A 17,416-nucleotide genomic window follows, 5' to 3' on the forward strand; every position below is an offset into this window, starting at 1 on the left:
GTAACCAACGTACTGTTTACCCGTATTAAAGGAACTGCATTACCATGAGTAAGTACAACGAGCTGGTAAAAAAGCTAAAAGAGATTTTTCAAATCGATAAGCCAGAGCTGGATTTTGGAATTTATCGAATCCTTAATATGCGCGCTAAAGAGATAAACGACTATCTTGATAATAAACTCAAAGCAAAAATTCAGGCAGCGCTTGCTGACGCGGGTAACGCTAATAAAACCAATATAGAGCAACAATTGCAAGCTGCGATAAAAGCAGCGACGGATGCCGGTTTTGAGCCTGAACAAAGCCCAAAAGTACAGGAGCTTAAAAAGCAATTAGCAGCAACAGCGTCGGGTGTTAGTGAACACGAAAATGCCGTGTACTCGCATTTGCTTACGTTCTTTTCCCGCTATTACGATAACGGCGATTTTATCAGCCAACGCCGTTACAAAGGGGACACTTACGCTATTCCTTATGCCGGTGAAGAAGTAATGCTGCACTGGGCTAACAAAGACCAGTACTACATTAAAAGTGGTGAAAATTTTGCCAACTACTCTTTCAAACTCACCGATGGCCGCAAGGTCAGTTTCAAACTGCTAACGGCTGATACAGCAAAAGACAACCGGAAAGACAATGAGGCTGACAGACGTTTTGTGCTTATTGAGCCCCATGTTAGAACAAAAATTGATGAAGATGGTGAAGAGTACGAGCAGCCCTATAACCCTGTTGAGGTTGTAAAAAACCGCATCATTCAAGATGGTCAGGAAATCGAGCGTGAAGAGCTTATCATTCATTTTGAATATAAAACTGTTAACAAAGGCACTAAACAGGATGGTTTGGTGCAGGACGCTATTTCTAAAATATTGGCTGCCCCACAGGTTCAACATCATTGGGCAGATTTAGCAAACCGAGCGCCAACAGAGACAAAGCCCAACAGAACAGAGCTTGAACGCCATCTTACTACCTACACACAACGTAATTCGGCAGATTATTTTATCCATAAAGATTTGGGTGGCTTTTTAACCAATGAGCTGGATTTTTACATCAAAAATGAAGTAATGAATCTCGATAATTTGCAAAATGCGCAGGTTTTCGCAAGTGTTGAGAAGCAGTTACGGATGATTCAATGTTTACGTAATGTTGCTCAAGAATTGGTGATCTTTCTTTCTCAACTTGAGAATGTACAGAAAAATATTTGGCTGAAGAGAAAATTTGTAGTTTCGTGCGATTACTGCGTAACACTTGATTTATTGCCTGAAGAGCTGTTTGATGAAATTTGTGCAAATAAAAAGCAGTGGGATCAATGGAGGTCTCAAAGAGTAGTAGAACAAACGCAATTGGCTAATATTGGTTTTCTAAAACAAAATCTTGCATTAATGATTGATACAACTCTTTACTCCAGAGAGTTTAAAGAAAAACTGCTTCGTAGTATTGACAATTTAGATGAGCTCATTAATGGAGTTTTGATTGGTTCTGAGAATTATCAGGCAGCCAAACTGATGACCGCAAAATATAAGGGGAAAGCTGACTTAGTGTACTTAGATCCCCCTTACAACACTGATGCAACCCCGATTCTTTACAAAAATGGTTATAAAGAGTCTTCATGGGCTAGCCTAATGGGAGACCGAATTTTAGCGTCTAAGTACTTACTTACAGATGACGGAGTAATTAGTTACGCAATTGATGATACAGAAGCATCGTTGTTAAAAGAGCTCGAAAAGCAAGTCAACCCGGAACGCGAAGTCTTTCAATGTATTGTAGAGCATTATCCTGGCTCAGGTACTGGCCGTTCAAATGTGTCTAGAACTCATGAGTACTGTATTTTTTCTGTACCTAATGGTGCTGACATTCTGAGAGGTGATGCGGTAGAAGATGGTATAAGAACAAGGGGCTTTAGAAGAGCAGGAACTGGTGATAACAACTTTAGAATTGGTAATCCTGGTCGACCTGAGAGCTTTTTTGCTGTATTGGTGAATAAAAATACTTTTAAAGTGGAAGGAGTCGAGCCTCCTCCGCCACCGATTGAAAAAGGTAATTACCCTCTCGAAGACACTGTCGAAGGATTCAAACGAGTATATCCACTTGGAAAAAATGGTGAGGAGAGAGTTTGGTCTTTATCTTATGAAGGCGCTAAACGAGCTGTTGTTGATGGACGACTGATATCTTCGAAGGACTTTGTTATTAATAGATTATATCACGATAAAGCTCGAAGATTGTTGTTGCCAAGCATTTGGCAAGGTACTCAATATAATGCCACAACAGGCGGTACAAATCTTTTAACAAATTTATTTGGTGATTCAGGTAGGTTTTCTTATCCAAAGTCACTTGGTACGATGAGCAGAGTTTTAGATTCAGTATTTCACAGTAAGGAAACTTCACTTACGTTTGATTTGTTTGGTGGCAGTGGAACCACAGCTCATGCTGTGATAAATCGGAATCGGGCTTTTGATGAGAATCATAAGTACGTATTAGTTGAAATGGGGCAGCATGCAGATTCGGTAATAAAAGAAAGGATATGCAAAGCAGCCTTTTCTGACCAGTGGGTCGATGGTAGGCCTATCAATAACTCTAACGGTATTTCTCATTGTCTAAAGGTTATAAAATTAGAAAGCTATGAAGATGCACTGAATAATATAAATGATAATCAAAATCACAAATTGGAAGATTTGTTTGGTAACAATGCGGTGGAGAATGAGTATTTTGTTAAATATTCATTCTCGGAACAAATTAATAAATCAAAAATAAATACAGAACACTTTAGTAAGCCTTTTGATTGTATGCTTGATATCGCTGTGGACTCTGCCGGGTCGCGAGAGCCTAAGTGCGTCGATTTGGTTGAAACGTTTAATTATTTGATTGGGCTTCATGTCAAATCAATAGAGTCAAACCTTGATCGAGGTTATGTACGTATTGAAGGTACATTACCAACTGGTGAACTCACCTTGGTCTTTTGGCGCGATTGCGACAAAATAGGTTATGAAGAGCTTGCAAAATACGCTAACCGTTTTGATTTGTATGCCAAAGAACAAACATTCGATGTCATTTACATTAACGGCGACCATAATTTGCCGACAGCTTTTACCTTGGATACCGAGCAGGGTGAAGTAACGCGCAGTTTAAAACTACGCCAGATTGAGCCAGAGTTTTTAAGCCTGATGTTCGCAGAGGAGGCTTAATAATGGCAAGGACTCAGACTGCCGGTAAAGCGGTTAAAAAGCAAAGCAATAGTAAGCTAAGCTTTCACAAACAACTGGTTTTAAATCGCTTTATGTTTCGATTTTTCAAAGACGGAACCTTGCATGGCCTGAAAATCCGCCTTGGTGAAGATCGGTTTGAAGGTATACATGAGGATGGGCAAAGCCTGTTTTTTCATGAGCTAAGCAACTATTTATTTGAAGTTGATCGCATCGATTTAGCTGATTTGCGCCGTTACGATTTAAACATTGTAAAACATTGGCAAACGATCACTGAGCATCGGAATAAAAAGGAAGATACTGTACTGAATATGAAATATTTTCAGTATCTATCTTTGCTTTTTACAGAGATTTACCTTGATTGGCATTTTAACCGCAAGCAAGAACTGTTGGATAACCTGAACAAAGAATTGGCGGCCTATAATGCAGAAAATAACCTGACGTCTAAAGATAGGGTGAATCAGTTTAGAAGCTATATTCTTGATGATCTCAACAAGTTGGCGTATTGGAATGCCACTGGGTCGGGCAAAACACTGCTATTGCATGTAAATATTTTGCAGTATCTGCATTATTTCCAAAACGGTAATCCGCACGCTTACCCTGACAAGATTATTTTATTAACGCCGGACGAGCGCTTGTCGCAACAGCATATGACAGAGTTGTATGATTCTGGCTTCTCGCAAATTCAGCTGTTCAACAAAAGCAAAACAACCCCGTTTAAAGGCACCATTGAAGTTATAGATATCAATAAACTTGCCGATGAGATGGGCGATAAAACGGTTGCCGTTGAAGCCTTTGAAGGTAAAAACTTGGTACTGATTGATGAAGGCCACAAAGGTACTGGCACAGCGGCGGGAGCCTGGATGCGCCGCCGCGATATTTTAACCCGTGATGGCTTTGCGTTTGAGTACTCAGCGACTTTTGGCCAGTCGGTTTCCGATGGCAAAACCGTTGAGGCTGTCGAAGATGACATAAAAAAGAAAAAAGCCAAAATGCTGTTTGAAACCACAGCGCTAGCTAGACTGACGCAGGATCAATTATCACAGCTCGCTTTAGATACCGGAGAGCAGCGTGAGGCTCGAATTCAAGCGACGCGTGAAGTTTACGGCAAATCAATTCTATTCGATTACTCCTATAAGTTTTTTTATGAGGATGGTTACGGCAAAGAGTCACTTATTCTTAACCTTAACCCAGAACAAGATAAACAGGAGGATCGTCGATACGAGTATTTCACCGCCTGTTTGCTGAGCTTTTATCAGCAACAGTACTTATTTAATAAGCATAAAGAGCAATTGAGTGAGTTTAACATTGAGAAACCACTCTGGGTTTTTGTGGGTAATACCGTAAACGGTGAGGACTCGGATATTCATGCAGTGTTGCGCTTTTTAGCATGGTTTTTGAACCATGAAGCGCAGGCAAAAGCATGGATTAAAGATTTGGTGGATAATAAAGTCAGGCTTCTCGATACCAAAGAGCGCAACATCTTTGATAAGCGTTTCACGGCTTTAATGAATGGCCCAGAGGATATCTATGCCGATATTTTGGCGAAGCTGTTTAATACATCGCATTCCGGCCAACGGCTTAGGGTGTTAAACCTGATTGGCAGTAAAGGCGAACTGGCGTTGCAAGTGGGTAGCTCTGAGCCCTTTGGCTTAGTGAATATCGGCGATTCTCCATCGCTGTATAAGCTGTGCGAAGAAGATCCGACTTTTGACTATCAACGGGATGACTTTGCGAAATCCCTGTTTCATACCATTAATGCTAGGGACTCTAAACTTCATATCTTGATCGGTTCGCGAAAGTTCACTGAAGGATGGAGCAGCTGGCGTGTCTCAACTATGGGCCTGTTAAATATGGGCCGTGGTGAGGGTTCTCAGATTATTCAACTGTTCGGCCGTGGTGTTCGTTTAAAGGGGCGGGATTATTCGTTAAAACGAAGTACTCCTGGTCAGAGACCAAAAGGAATTCACCTAGATAAACTTGAAACGTTAAATATTTTCGGTATTCGCGCAGATTACATGGCGACGTTTAAGCAATACCTGGAGGATGAGGGGATCACACCGAGTGATGAGATACTGGAACTGAATTTTGAAACGCGCCCGAATTTACCTGCAACAAAGCTTAAAACACTAAAGTTGAAGGATGGCTACAAAGACAATCAAAAGCATGGATTCAAGCGCATTCACTTCCCTGATTTATATCAGGTTCCTAGTGAGTTTCAGGGAAAGATAAAGCTGCCACATATCAAACTGGATCTTTATCCAAAGCTTGAAGCTATTGATACGACGCGAAAAGGCGATAACACGCCAGTTAATGTTCGTAATGAAGGAAAGCTGGATTATAAGGTTGTCGCTGCGTTTGACTTTGAGCGTTTATATCTCGCGGTACAGGATTTTAAATTACAGCGTGGTTGGTCTAACCTTCGTCTTGATAAACAGCGCTTGCAAAGCTTTTGCATGGGACAAACCTCAGCATCTAACAGTTGGTATACGCTGCTGATACCAAAATCGGAGCTGGATATTAAACGTTTTGCTGATGTTAAAAAGCAAGAAGATATCATGCTGCGCCTATTACTTGATTATACTGAGCGTTTTTATCACACGCTTAAGAACGCTTATGAAGGGCAGTTCTACCAGGTAACGCAAGTTCAGGAAGACGACCCTGGCATGATTAAGATGTATCACTTCGAAATAGAAGATACAGATGACGGTAATGCTTATGTTGAACGCTTAGAGCAGTTACAAGCCATAGTTGCCAAGGGGGATATTGGTAAAGCGAAAGACTGGGATGCGCCGGGGATGGTTGCTGTGACCTTCGATAGGCACTTGTATTATCCGTTGTTGTCTGTTGAGAAAAATGCAGATTTACCATTAAAGATGCGACCAACTGCATTTGATGCACCCAGCGAAATAACGTTTTTACAAGATCTTCAGATGTTTGTTGAATCACATCGTGGCCAGGAGATCATCGGTGACAAAAGCTTGTACCTGTTACGTAACGCTGACACTAAATCTAAAGGTTTAGGCTTTGCTACAGCGGGTAATTTCTATCCAGACTATTTACTGTGGCTTGTCGACGATGCTACTGGTAAACAATGGTTGAGCCTGATTGATCCAAAGGGAATACGTAACCTAAACCTGGATGATGCGAAGTTTGGTTTGTACAAGGAAATTAAATCGTTAGAGCCAAAACTTGCTGACAAGGACTTGAGTTTAAGCGCCTTTATCGTATCTGAAACTCATCATGCTGACTTACTGAATGTATCAGAGACTAAAGAAACGCTTGAGGAGCGAAATGTGCTTTTTATGGAAGATTCTGGCCCTATTTACTTGGAGAAGCTACTTACGAAAATGGTGGCCTGATTAATCAACCACATAAAGCATACCTAATGGTGTCATAAGCGCCAGTGAGCAGGGATCTTAATTTCAAAGCTTGATTCAACGTAGCGTAAGGTGCCAAGAATTTCTTGGTGCCGACGCTGGTTGTAATCTAGCCCAGCCTTGCGCGCTTCAACAATCTGCTTCAACTCCTCTAAGTTGAACATACCCAGCGCATAAAAATTGCTCCACGTTGGCTGACCAAATAGATTATAAATTACGACAGTGCTATCACGTTCACTGGCCAGACGTTTTTCGCCTGTTATTTTATTTACGGCAGCTTCCGCTTCTTCTCGGTCTTCGTAGGTGTTGAGTAGTTTCACTTATTGCTTCGCCTATTTTTAAATTTGAATAATGTTGCAGAGTTTAACTTACCAGGTAGCCAAGGCCGATATTTTTCTATATTTTTAACGTGTATTTTTAGTAATTGATTTTAATATGATTTTAAAAGACAAAACCCAAACCAGTTCTGCATCCATTAAACTCGATGCTGGTATCAAGCAGGAACATGATGTGGCGTTTTACCTGCGTCGCGCTTATAAGCATAGCGAAAAAGTTATGGTGCTTAATGACCTTCGCATTGAGCATGATGGCGAAAGCGCACAGATAGATCACCTTATTGCGTATAGCTACGGCTTTATTGTGGTGGAGTCGAAAAGCATTCGCGGTGAGGTGAAGGTTAACGAATACGCTGAATGGACGCGCAGCTATAAAGGGCAGTGGAGTGGTATGCCATCGCCGATTAAGCAGGCCGAGTTGCAGCTAAAACTGCTAAAACAGTATCTGTGTGCGAACACCGAAAAGGTAATAGGCAAGTTTTTGGGTATTCAGCAGGGGCTGGGCATGCGCTGCTATGATGTATTTTGCGCTATATCCAGCGATGCCATTATCGATAGGACCAAAGCACCTAAAGACATTGCCGATAAACTGGTGAAATCGGAATTTGTCACCGATGTGCTGGATAAGAAGATGAACTTTATTAAGTTCTATAACGTGGTAGGCAAGGTTTACGATACCCGCCCGACGTTTAACCAGGAAGAATTGCAGAATATTTGTCAGTTTTTACTTGGTAATACAATTCAGCATGAAAGCAATAGTATTAATGAAGCTCGCGCGGCCTGGCCGGCGCCAACAAATATCACAGCGACAACTTTTGCAAAGCCTTTCACAGCTTCAGAGTTAGCCGAAAAAACCGAAAAATTAACAGTTAATGAGGCAAAGCCTATTGTACTGGAGGCTATTACTGCACAGTGTAAACACTGTGGCGATTGCAGCGCACTCAGCCCGCAGTCTGGCCGCTATGGTTACTATGTGCAATGCGGCAAGTGTGGTGGCAATACGCCGCTAAAGCGGCCATGTCCGGCGTGTAATGGCCTGAATACTAAAGTCAGCAGAGCAAGATCAGCATATAGCCTTATCTGTGCAAACTGTTCGACGCCGACTAAATTCATACTGAAAAGCAACTAACCCAGCGCTAGCTCCTATGCAATATCAGCTCTGCGCCACCAATGACCTTACCAAATGGCTTAAAAGCATAATGATATGAATACTTCTTTACTGCTTCGCAACGGCCAGCCATAAGATTGCAGCAATGTAGCTGGTGTCGCACTCGCTACTGAGCAGCAGTAAAATTTAGTGTGCTACTACTGATTAGCTGGTAATCGTTGATGTTTCCAAAATGCCGTCGAATATCCGTTAACCTGCCTGAAAAGCATACACTGAATAAGTAAACAGTATGGCGTTATTTTAGAAACTACCTAAGATGAGTTCAAAGGATGGCATGTCATTGTCGCTGTGTAGTGGAAAAGGTGCAAGATGCAGTAACAAGATATAAGAGATGACAAGTTCGATTATTAGGTCGCGCATATGCTTATTATAATAAGTCATTATAGTTAAAGCAAAAATCAATTTTTCCAACAACGTCTGACAATGCTCACGATGGAACGTTAGGCAGATAAAATTTTGTAAAAAGGAAAGTGAAATGCGAATAGATGAGAGTAATAAAATCTATCTTTTTAAAGATAATGAAAAAATGGATTGTATTGAAAATATCATTGCATCAGCTTTTCTTGAAGACATAGATGATCTCTTATCGTGGTTTATTTCGTCCTCGGAAAAAATAAAAGAAAAGTATTTTATTCAATATTTATATGATGATGGCTCTATTATTAGAGCCCATTCCGGCAAAGATGGGTATGTTAAATATGTCAGGTTATGGAAGTTTGATAGTGTATATGAGCACAGTGGCGAAGTAATACTCAATTTTTCTTATAGTAATAAAAGCGGTTTAGGCAATAAATCAATTAAGCTAGCCGAATTTATCGGAATATTATTAGACAGTAATATTCAGAAGGGCAACTTCTTCCAGATTTTCAGACCTCATGGGAATAGCCAGCATCCCGACTATCCGAAAGAACCAAATGTAATAATTACCGGGCGCAAAGCGCTGAATGACGCCAAAAGAATAGAGCTTGTAAACAAAATACCGTGTTTTAGTCTTGAAAGCGCAAAGCTTGTTCCTCATAAGTTAACGATTGATACGGACAAGTCCAGCACATCTCACTTAATAACGAAAAAATTTGAATTGTTGGATTGGATGAAACTGTCTTTCAGTAAACTTTTTTCAATTGATAACTGTGATTGCCATTATTTATCTGTAGATTTCAAAACCGATGATAGTTCACTAAATAATAAAAGAATTTTGCTTTTACGTGGCATAACCTCCCACAACATTTCAAAATTAAAGATGGATTTAGATTTATATCTAGATGAATGTAGTGTGTCGGGCGTCAAAGAGATTTCTTCGTCAGAAGAATTAGTTGATTTTATCTTCAATATTACTTTACGTGATAAGGATTACTTGGTTTCTGAATTTAGGATAAAAGAAGTCACTGAAAAGGTGAAATTAGTGAAAAAATTAGAAACAAAGCCATCAATTCTCATGCGAGATAATCTGGCAGAACTGGACGAAATAAAATCCCATTTGAAGATGCCGCTCAATAGTGTAATTCGATTTGAGCTAGATAATTATTGGTTGGAGACTGCACCAATATCCACAGATACTTTGTGCTTTAACTTTTTTTATCCAGAAGCAGAAGAGCCTATAGCTTTTTTTGCAGATCATAAAATATTAATCCCAAGTGCATTTGAATTAAGTCATTGGGAAAGCAATACATTCTGTACTTTTGACTGCAGTTTTAATGACGATTTTGTCGATGAAGCTGCCGTATTTATAGATCAAATATTTACTCATCTTTTTGATAGAAAAGCAGTTAAGATGTTTGACGTGTCAATTGAAGTTATTGATGATGGGGTTGGTGTCACTGAATATGCCAGTGACATGATTGATATATACCATGATGCCGGAATAGGTGCGGATTTCAGCCATTTTTCTGGTTCTGAAGAATTTAAACAACTAGAGATAATTTCAGAGAGTCAGTTATTTAAGGATGTAGAGGGGCTTTATAAAAAACTGGAAAAAATCAACCAAGAAGGAAGTTTTAGTAGAATATCTCCAGAACATCTCAAGGAAAAGCTTAAGTTGTTGAAGGAGTATTTTTACAAGAATTGCCTGCTCTACTCTGACAATAAAATTCTATTACAAATTTATCAAGAAAATGACTGCGCCAGTGACAGTGATGGCACTTGTTTTAACGCTTGGTACTATGAACCAGTAAAAAAACATTTTGACGCTTGGGAAATCGATGAATATAAAAAAATGTCTGAACATGTTCGCCGAATCTTTAATAGACCAGATGCTTTTTTATACTTAGATAAACGTTTGGAAAATTTAAAAAAGGTAATTCAACAAGTTAAAAAAGAGCCTGGCATTGAAAGGAAGAGCTTATATGTAGCACTTGACTTGAATGCTCGTTCTTACAGTTCAATAATTACAACTGTATTAGTGGATAATGGCATTATCATGGAAGAACAGCAAAAAAGTAAAAGAAGGTTATATCCATTATGAATATTGCTGATTACTCGTATTTATCAGCTACTTTTAGGCATCAAATATCGTGAACAAATTTAGAAAATCAATTATCGGTATAACTCGTCAACTAACTAATAAAGTAGAAGTTAAATAGGGATAATATGAAGTTTATTCACACCTCGGATTGGCATATTGGCCGTCAATTCCATAATGTTTCGCTGCTCGAAGATCAGCAGCACGTACTTAAGCAGTTACTCGCTTATATCGAGCTGGAAGCGGTTGATGCACTGGTTATTGCCGGTGATATATATGATCGCTCTATACCGCCGGCCGCGGCCGTCGAGTTACTGGATACACTGCTGAATACAATCTGCCTGGAAATGAAGGTGCCGGTCATTCTTATTCCCGGTAATCATGATTGTGCTACTCGCTTGAGTTTTGGTGCCCAACAGCTAAGTAAATCCGGCTTGCACATACTAGGTGATCTCACAAAGGTTATTGAACCCGTCGTTATCTCTCATTCTGACGGTGAAGTGGCTTTTTATGGCGTGCCCTATAATGATCCGATGACCGTGCGTAATCTATTTGCTGAAGAGGTATCAACTTATGATGAGGCCCATACCTATCTGGTTGACTTGATCAGCGCTAACAAGTCCCCTGATATATCAAACGTACTGATCAGTCACTGTTTTATTGATGGTTCAGAAGAATCTGACTCGGAGAGACCTTTGTCTATCGGCGGCTCTGATCGGGTGAGTTACCAGCCTTGTCGAGAGTTTGATTATGTTGCGCTAGGTCATTTACACAGTCCTCAATACCGCGGAGAAGAGCATATTCGCTACTCTGGCTCCTTGATGAAATACAGTTTCTCCGAACAGCATCAAAAGAAAGGTGTGACCTTAGTTGAGATGGACTCGAAGGGTTTAAAGACCCATCGTCATTTACCCCTGTTGCCATTGCGGGATATGCGTATTGTTGAGGGCGAAATGGCTACCATTCTTGAGCAGGGAAAAGTCGACCCCAACAACAAAGACTATCTACTGGTTCGCTTAACGGATCGTCATGCGATTTTAGACCCTATGGCAAAGTTAAGAGAAGTCTATCCAAATGTGCTCCAGCTTGAAAAGCCCGGCATGCTGATCACAGGTGAGCAAAAAATGAGTCGTGAGAAACTTAAGCGTGGAGAGCTTGAAATGTTCCGTGATTTTTTTGTTCAGGTCTATGGTCAGGAACTAAGCGAGGATCAAGACGATGCAATTAGAGAGACTATAACAGCCCTTCACAAAGAGGAGGGCGTAGTATGAAACCCTTAAAATTAAGCATTCAGGCGTTTGGTCCTTTTGCAAGTAGCGAAGTGGTGGATTTTACCAAGCTGGGTGACAATCCTTTGTTTCTAATCAATGGTCCCACCGGTGCGGGCAAAACGTCTATCCTCGATGCACTCTGTTTTGCCTTATACGGGCAGACAACCGGCAATGAGCGTGACGGTACTCAGATGCGTTGCGATCATGCGGATGTTTCGGTTTTGACCGAGGTGAGCCTTGAATTTGCTTTGGCCAATAAACGATTTTTGATCCGCCGGGTTCCCATGCAAGACCGCGCAAAAAAACACGGGGATGGTACTACTACTCAGCCAGCAGAAGCCCAACTTCGTGAACTGGATGGCTCAGAAGATGGGCGTCTCATGGTGTCAAAAAGTGTTGGCGAGGCCAACGATGAAATTAAGCAACTAATAGGCTTGGGGGTAGAGCAATTTCGACAGGTAATGGTATTACCACAAGGAAAGTTTCGTGAATTGTTGCTTGCAGACTCAAAAGACCGGGAGGCTATATTTAGCAAATTATTTGCTACACACATTTATAAGAAAATTGAAAACAGCCTAAAGGACAAAGCCTCTAGTATCGAAAAAGCAGTCGGGCATCACCAAAGCGAGATTAAAGGGATATTACAGGGTGCAGAGGTGAGTTCTGAGTCAGAACTTGACCAAGAGTTAGTGAAATTAAAGCCTCAGTTAATAGAGGCTGAGGGTATAAAAAGCAAAGCGGAAGACGCACTAAAGATCGCCCAAAGAAACAAAGACCAGGCTATCGTACTGAATATGCGCTTTGATGAATTAGTCAGAAAAGAAACCGAGTTGGGTAAAAAGCAAGACCAAGCTGGTGCAATGGATGTCAAGCAAACATTGTTAGATCTATCTATGAAGGCACAAGGGATCTTCCACGTCTATACCAGCCAAGTGTCGGAAGCACAAAAGTTCGCGAATATTAGCCAACAGTATGTCTTGTGTAAAGAAGCGTTGATGAGCGCCAAGGAAAGTCATACTAAAGTTGCCGAGCAATTTAAAAAGGCCAAGACAGCGGCCATTGCGGTAGACGGGCTTAAAGCCGAGCAGGCTGAACTGCAGCGTCATGAGAGACAAATGGTAGAGCTGGTCAGGACAAGAGTTAATATGAAGGCTGTTACTGAGACAGCCAGTAAAAGCAAACATAATCTTGATGATAAGAAGACAGAGCTGGGATCCCTTCAGCAGGAATTCGCTGAAAAAGAGCAAGAGCTTGTTGAATTTGTGAAAAAGATTGAGGCGCTGATCCCACAGCAACAGCTACTGACCGTACTTGACGAAAAGCTTATTGAACGGGAGGGAGTTGAACAAATTCGCAGGAGCATAGAAGCAACATTAACCCAAAAGCTTAACGGTGAAGAGCAGGTAGCAAGCCAAACCATCGCCTGCGAAGAGGCTAAACGCAATGCCACCAAAACGGAGTTGGCATGGCATTCTGGTCAGGCTGCACTGTTGGCAGAAGAATTAAAAGAAGATCAACCGTGCCCGGTTTGTGGCAGTAAAGCTCACCCCGAACCGGCAAAAGCAAGCGCTGACGGCGAGCTCATTACCAAGCAGCAAGTTGAGACTGCTCGGGAGCTAGAAAATAAAGCACGCGATAATATGCAGGCCGCTAAAGATGCCTTGGCACAAATTGTGAGTCAACGTGAGGTATTGACCAGTAGGCTTGTAGTGGCTGAGCAAAGCCTGGGTAAGTATGCCGCACAGACTATTGACGAACTAAAGCAGCATCGACAAAGTGTTCAATCGGGTGTTGATACTCTTACCTTCTTGAAATCACAAAAAGAAACGCTGGAAAAACGGCTTGCACAGATTAAGACAAGCCAGGCTCGCGGCCTTGAGTTACTCGAAGTGCTGGTGAAACAACAAGCGAGTGACAATGAGATGCTTATCCAGGCTCGAACAACTGCCGAACAACTGGAGAAACAGATCCCTGAGAAATACAGACAGGCTGATGGGTTAGCCTTAGCTATACAGGAAATCGCAAAAAATATTAACGCCTTAGCACAAGGGCTGATTGATGCTGAGCATGCTTTTAATGACAAGCAGACGGTATTAGATCAAGCGATATCCAAAGAAAGGACATTATTGTTGCAATTAAAGGAGCAGGAAGGCTTGGCTACCGCTGCAAACTCAGCCTGGCAGAGGACGTTAATGCAAAGCGATTTCGAGGACCTTGAGCAATTTTCTAATGCTCGACTAGATGATGACAGACAGTCTTCTTTGAAGATTGAAGTGGATAATTATCGTTCAGCACTGGCGAGTTTAAAGGGCGTAGTACTACAGTTGCAACTCGAGTTGAAGGAAAAGCAAAGGGCTGACTTAGATGTGATTGAACAAGTGCTCACTGAAAAATTAGATAATTTCAGAGATAAAGATAATATTTGGCGTGAACTAGAAGCCCGTGTTAAAAGTTTGAGCAGTGTCAAAGCAAAACTAGTAAAGGCCCTCGCAGCCAATGAAGTATTGAATAAACAATATGCCATTTTCGGAACGCTGAATAATGTTGCCAATGGTGCGACCGGTAATAAGATTAGTTTGCAACGTTTTGTATTGAGCGTGTTGCTGGATGATGTACTTATTCAGGCTTCCCATCGGCTTCATATCATGAGCAAAGGCCGATACCAGTTGGTGCGTAAAGAAGATCGTGCTAAAGGCAACAAAGCCTCAGGACTGGAATTGGAAGTAGAAGATGGCGATACCGGAAAACCCCGTTCGGTCGCGACCTTATCCGGTGGTGAGTCTTTTATGGCAGCCCTATCTTTGGCCCTGGGTTTATCCGATGTTGTTCAGTCCTACGCGGGGGGCATTAAGTTGGAGGCCCTGTTTATAGATGAAGGATTCGGTAGTCTGGATCAGGAATCCCTAGATGCGGCGATAAAAGTACTTATCGACCTTCAGGCCTCTGGCCGCATGATCGGTATTATCTCCCATGTTACCGAACTAAAAGAGCAGATGGCTTTGAGGGTTGATGTTACCAGCGGTAAAACCGGGAGCCGTATTGCTATGATCGCGGCATGAAACTTAGCTATCAATACTAAAATAAGATAAAAAGGCATCTGAGTTTGTCAACGTAATGGCGTCAAACACTAATCAGGTGCCGTCTTAGCTTCTTTAATCATAAGTGTCTAGCAAGGTCTGGGAAGTCCAAGTTGGAATAATGAAAATTTTTAGACGCGGCGGCAGTTCAAACCTTAGCAAAAGTGACGGTGATTTGCTCGGTAGGGTCGAAGATGGCGAGCAAAACTTGAGTAAGTAAAGCTCTTGTTAAGTCACTTGCTGTTTAAGTACATCCAACCAAATATAAATACCTAAGATTTGGCAGTCGATTCTGTGCAGAAGCACGCTAGGGCACTTGGGTAATAATGGGAAGCAACCTATATGAAAAAGGACTTCAAAGATGAAAAAGTGGTTATTTGAAAAGTCACAAGCAATTTTTATATTAACTTTAATTATATATATTTTTATTTGGGTGACTGTTTCTTATGTTGGTGTATATGTTACCTATGTGGCAGGCCCGGTTTTACTGGTTTCAGGCATGATTATGTACCTTACTAAAAATCTCGATAACTCTAAAGAACATAGAAAAAAATAAATTATTGCTTTTAAACAGGAAGTTTTTTTAAAAGAGGGACCTAATGGCAAAAATTTACCCAGACTGGGAAAACATAAATAGGCTAAGAGTCAAGCCAGAGGAAGGCGAAAGATATCTTTTAGAATATTTAGAAAGTCACTTAGATGATGACTTTGAGATCTTTTTTAATCCATATTTAGATGGGGATCGGCCCGATGTAATTATACTAAAAAAGGGTCATGGTGCGGTCGTAATCGAAGTTAAAGACTGGGAACTCTCTAATTACTGTATTGATAGTAAGAATTTATGGTATGTATTAAACAACAGAATTCGATCGCCACAACAACAAGCTTTTAGATATAAATCGAATTTATTTGAACTACATATCCCTATTTTAGGGCTTTCTGAGCTTTCAAATAAAAATTTTTACAAAGTTATAAACGTTTACGTTTATTTTCACAAAATACTTAAAATTCAACTTGCTTCCTTTTATGGATCTCCTGAGCAAGAAATTAGGAATATACTCTCGGAGACAAATGCTCTCAGGGGCGATTACAATTTTGAAGACTACGAAAAAAAGATAAATTACTGGGAATCAAAGAAAAAACAATTAAGTAGAGACTTATCAATATCAATTTGCAGAGACTCTTTAGACTTGAAAGTAAATAAAATAAAAAATATAGCCAAAAACAGTCTTTTTACAGATGAGATTTATCAAGATTTACGAAGAAGGTTAATGCCATCATCCCAAGTATTAGAGCAGGGTATAAAAGTCCCATTTGATTCAAGACAGTTGAAACTCTCTGAAAGCTCCGCCGGTTTGAGTAAGATAAAAGGAGTTGCTGGTTGTGGTAAAACATCTATTCTTGCACAAAGAGCGATTAACGCGAGAAAGCGGCATGGTGACATAGTGCTTATTCTTACATTCAATATAACGATTCGTTTTTACATAAAGGATGTTATAAGCCGTATTGCAGGGAGTAGACTCGAAAATGAAATTGAAGTAATTCATTACCATGGCTTTATCAATGAGAAAATAAATCAATATGGAATTTCTATTGAAGATGTCATGGCTAAGTTTCGAGATGATGAGCCTGATAAATTAGAAAAGGTCTACTCATATCAGAAGCTATTTGAGGGGCGTTCTATAACAAAATACAAGTCGATATTCATAGATGAGATCCAGGATTACGATCCAGATTGGATTAAAATAATAAGAGATAATTTTCTTGAAGATGATGGTGAGATGGTAATGTTCGGTGACCAGTCTCAGAATATTTACGATAGAGAAGAGAGCAAGAGAGCATCACCAATTGTTCTCGGATTTGGTTCATGGAATAAATTAACTAAGTCGTATAGGTCAAGCATAGACGCACCACTAGTCTCGTTATTTTCAGCATTTCAGAAAGAATTTTTGTTATCTAAGTATAATGACGCAGAGATATTTGAAAGCTTTCCAACTCAAAGTGGATTGCTTTTTGACGTATTAAATTACGAATTTTTACAAGGAGGCTTTAGCTTCTTAACGGTTCTTGGTCGTATTTCCGATTACATTCGCAGGTATAACTTTCACCCGAATGACATTGCCATCATAGCATCACAGGTTGAGCCGCTATTTTTAATCAATACTGAACTGTCTAAGTCAGAATCAACAAAAATTATGTTTGAAACTGAGGAAGAGCTAAAAGAGATTTTCAGGAAAAAGTTAAATAAAAAGGCAGAAATTGAAAGGATTAGAAGGCGGAAAAAATCATTTTTTTATCAAAACTCTGGACTAATAAAACTTTCTACAATTCATAGCTTTAAAGGCCTTGAATCAGAAACGGTTTTTTTTATTCTGATGCCAGATGACAACCCTGAAGTGATTTATACAGCGATAACACGTGCTAAAAAAAATCTAATTGTGTTCAATTTTGGGGAATCAAAATTTCATGAGTTCTTTGCAAAACATATGACTCCAATTTAGGGAGCTGAAGCTTACTAGTATAAGGTTTTTTTTAGGTTTAA

9 protein-coding genes are annotated in these 17,416 nt (G+C 40.4%); 8 read left to right on the plus strand and 1 reads right to left on the minus strand.

The genetic code is table 11. The features are described 5' to 3' along the window. The first annotated feature begins 44 nt into the window (after positions 1-44). Both CRO03_RS15720 and CRO03_RS15725 read left to right on the plus strand, forming a co-directional pair. Positions 45-3,167, plus strand: a complete 3,123-nt coding sequence (locus CRO03_RS15720) for a DNA methyltransferase (RefSeq protein WP_097112593.1) — start codon at positions 45-47, stop codon at positions 3,165-3,167. Positions 3,168-3,169: 2 nt separating this feature from the next. After that, entirely contained in the window at positions 3,170-6,547 is a 3,378-nt protein-coding gene (locus CRO03_RS15725) for a DEAD/DEAH box helicase family protein (protein WP_097112594.1), read from the plus strand. Positions 6,548-6,579: 32 nt separating this feature from the next. Here the strand turns inward: CRO03_RS15725 and CRO03_RS15730 are convergent, their stop codons facing one another. Continuing rightward, complete coding sequence (locus CRO03_RS15730) at positions 6,580-6,885, minus strand: hypothetical protein (RefSeq protein WP_097112595.1); 306 nt, start codon at positions 6,883-6,885, stop codon at positions 6,580-6,582. Between the two features lie 115 nt (positions 6,886-7,000). Here CRO03_RS15730 and CRO03_RS15735 point away from each other — a divergent pair, with 115 nt between their 5' ends. The 6 genes from CRO03_RS15735 (at position 7,001) to CRO03_RS15760 (ending at position 17,375) form a co-directional block, all read left to right on the plus strand. Next, complete coding sequence (locus tag CRO03_RS15735) at positions 7,001-8,029, plus strand: nuclease-related domain-containing protein (protein ID WP_097112596.1); 1,029 nt, start codon at positions 7,001-7,003, stop codon at positions 8,027-8,029. A gap of 514 nt (positions 8,030-8,543) precedes the next feature. Further along, a complete protein-coding gene (locus CRO03_RS15740; RefSeq protein WP_097112597.1) occupies positions 8,544-10,529 on the plus strand; it encodes a hypothetical protein in 1,986 nt (661 codons plus the stop codon). A gap of 125 nt (positions 10,530-10,654) precedes the next feature. Next, positions 10,655-11,797, plus strand: coding sequence for an exonuclease SbcCD subunit D (locus CRO03_RS15745; protein WP_097112598.1), 1,143 nt, complete (start codon positions 10,655-10,657; stop codon positions 11,795-11,797). Continuing rightward, the gene (locus tag CRO03_RS15750; protein WP_097112599.1) at positions 11,794-14,856 is read left to right on the plus strand and encodes an AAA family ATPase; all 3,063 of its coding nucleotides are present in this window, start codon (positions 11,794-11,796) and stop codon (positions 14,854-14,856) included. Before CRO03_RS15745 ends, CRO03_RS15750 begins: the two co-directional genes overlap by 4 nt. Before the next feature lie 379 nt (positions 14,857-15,235). Continuing rightward, positions 15,236-15,430, plus strand: a complete 195-nt coding sequence (locus CRO03_RS15755; RefSeq protein WP_097112600.1) for a hypothetical protein — start codon at positions 15,236-15,238, stop codon at positions 15,428-15,430. A gap of 43 nt (positions 15,431-15,473) precedes the next feature. After that, on the plus strand, positions 15,474-17,375 hold the full coding sequence (locus CRO03_RS15760) for a nuclease-related domain-containing DEAD/DEAH box helicase (protein ID WP_097112601.1): 1,902 nt from the start codon (positions 15,474-15,476) through the stop codon (positions 17,373-17,375). The last annotated feature ends 41 nt before the right edge of the window (positions 17,376-17,416 follow it).

Source organism: Arsukibacterium tuosuense (assembly GCF_900215315.1).
Classification (GTDB): domain Bacteria; phylum Pseudomonadota; class Gammaproteobacteria; order Enterobacterales; family Alteromonadaceae; genus Alishewanella; species Alishewanella tuosuense.